Origin of the sequence: Roseovarius aquimarinus (assembly GCF_043661195.1) — a bacterium.
GTDB lineage: Bacteria > Pseudomonadota > Alphaproteobacteria > Rhodobacterales > Rhodobacteraceae > Roseovarius > Roseovarius aquimarinus.
Genome location: NZ_JBIHMM010000011.1, coordinates 1 through 2,407, shown reverse-complemented (window position 1 = coordinate 2,407; position 2,407 = coordinate 1). Strand labels below are relative to the sequence as shown.

The window sequence follows — 2,407 nt, the reverse complement described above, 5'->3', positions numbered from 1 at the left end:
TCCCTCTCCCCTTCAACACCGAGATCAAGGCCCTTCACATGGCACAAGCATAGACTCTAGCCACAGGGGCGACTTTGCTTTTCCTCATGTGCTGACTTGTTCGGTTGTGCTGGTTTGTTTTGTGGAGGTAGACCTCGTCCAGACACTGTAATGGGTCTCCGCACCGTAGAGGTGTTCTTCGATGGCGGCTCCCATAGCCCGCTATAGGCTGGCCTGTCGAGAGGAGACCATGACGAGTCAAATCCGATGGTCAGAACAGTACTAGGTCTCCGCAGCACATGGCTTGCTGCTTTAGGTTCCACCATTCCAAGACCTGTGGCCATGTTTGCTGATGCGTAGTGCCTCCTCGTTTAGGTGATGCCTCCTAGCGACCACGTCTTCTCGATCAGACCTAGTGATCTGATGCTCATGAGTTTCGTCGTCGTGGAAGACTGCATTGGGTCTCCACCACCCTGTCCCTCAGGGTCTGCGAGAGTGATCAAATCTCTCGTTTCCTGAGTATCCCATAGTCTTGCTCTGCATGGATATGCTGCTGTCAGCATCGACGTGTAGTTGCTCCTGTAACCATGGGTCTTCACCTAGGTCCTTGGGCCTAACTCAAGTGTCCCTCTAGTTCCCCCTATAGGTACTGACGACGTTTTTCGTCACTCATCCCCCTTCAGCAAGAAGACCTGCATGTTCCCCGCTTGGACGGGGTCTGGGTCTTTCCATAGCTCATGCTCAGTCGAGCTGAGGCCAGCGTGATGTTCGCAGCTGAGGGGTCACCCTCAAAGAAAGCGATCCATGTCTATCAGCCCCACCTCACGCACATGCCGCAACTGTGGCACGACCTTCCCCTTCCGGTCCAACAAGACCTCCTGTTCAGCAAGCTGCCGCAAAGCCCTTTCACAACGAGAGCGCAGGAAGGCGCTGCCTGTAAATGCTGCCAACTATGGCTCGATCCGAAGGGATCAACACGAGGTCTTCGAGCTTGCCATGCGAATGGCGGAGTCTCTCTACTCCATGCCCCCGTTCGACCGCCTAGGATACCTTGAGGAGGTCGTCCAGCTGGCCAGAACAGGACAATCACCGAAGATCAGGAAGATACTGACCATGCCGACGCTGCTTCGTCCAAGCCCTGACAAAAAGCACCTGTTCTATCGGGGCTGTCGTGGTCACTGCACGATCTCCCAAGCAGCTGATCGGTACTGCCGCATGTCACCATGGAACGCAGGTGTCGTCCAAGTTGTCCGAGGCGAAGTTCCAGACCCGCCCACTGGTGAGGTCATCGAGGGTCTGGTGAACATAGCAGCCTGAAGGCGTTAAGCATCTCGAGCTGACCCAGACCGATGCTCTCTTCATCGCCATCATGCAGGTTAACCAAAGCGACGGGCTTCCAGTGCCTCAGGATGTTTTGGAGGCGCATATCTGAGCGCCCTATCAATAGACGGGGCGTTCGCATTCCCCCCTCCTAGCAAGGGCCGGTGGGGTGGTGTCAGGGAAATAAGTGCCACCATTGCGCAAAGAAACGGCCACCTCGCTGGTCTGGCCTTGCCGCATCACCACCACAACCCGCCCGCAACCCATCACAACACCGCTCCACTGAGGGCGAACTCAAGACCTGCACGGGCATACCCATGCGCCATAAGTGGCGCTCTCCGACAACTGGAAAGGAACTACCATGACCACATCCACCGCAATGGACATCAACACCTTCTGCGCCTTGTCATTCGACATTGAGACCCACTTCGATGGTGGCGGAACTGCGTGGTTCGTCTTCAGCAAACAGCTCCAAGACCTGCTCGAGCTTCCTGAAGAGTTTGATCACCACGAGTTCTTTGACCTTGAAGACTGGAACCTTGATTTGATCGAACGTGACGATGGCACGAAAGCAGAGATCGAACTGGTCTCAGAAGCTGGTCTCTACATGCTTATTCTGATGAGCGAGGCTCAGGCTACCCAACCCTTCAAGTCATGGGTCTTGGAAATCGTCGCGCCGACTCTCGCTGAGGATGGCCAGTACGCAATGAGCGAAGAACGCAGCGTTCCTGCACCCATCGGCTACAACCTCTCACATCAGGACATCTGGTCTGGCGACCTCAGTGAAACAGGCAACGCAATAGATCTAGCTGAACGCTTCCTGCCGGCCCTACGACAAACCGGAACCACCGACGATGGGGTAATCCGAGTGGTCAGTGGAAAACCACAGATCGATCAAGACGCGTTCCTCCTTGCTATGAGCAAGAAAGTGATCCGAATGGCTGCTGCCAAAGCAAAAACCTGACCCAAGACAAACCGTAGACCACAGCGTAGACCATCTGGTGCCTATTGACGCCGGATGGTCCACCGCGTTACCCCTTGTTTTTCTGGAGTTACCGGCTGAAGAAGTGCCTGTAGGAGGATCACAACATCCTATCAGCGGCACCAC

The 2,407-nt window shown here is 55.2% G+C and carries 1 protein-coding gene; it reads left to right on the top strand.

What is annotated here, in order from left to right:
* Positions 1-1,660: 1,660 nt before the first annotated feature.
* Positions 1,661-2,263, top strand: coding sequence for a BRO-N domain-containing protein (locus ACGRVM_RS16355; protein ID WP_377173347.1), 603 nt, complete (start codon positions 1,661-1,663; stop codon positions 2,261-2,263).
* The last annotated feature ends 144 nt before the right edge of the window (positions 2,264-2,407 follow it).

Coding starts and splice junctions, on each gene's coding strand:
- ACGRVM_RS16355 (WP_377173347.1), top strand. CDS start 1,661: ATGACCACATCCACCGCAATGGACATCAACACCTTCTGCGCCTTGTCA.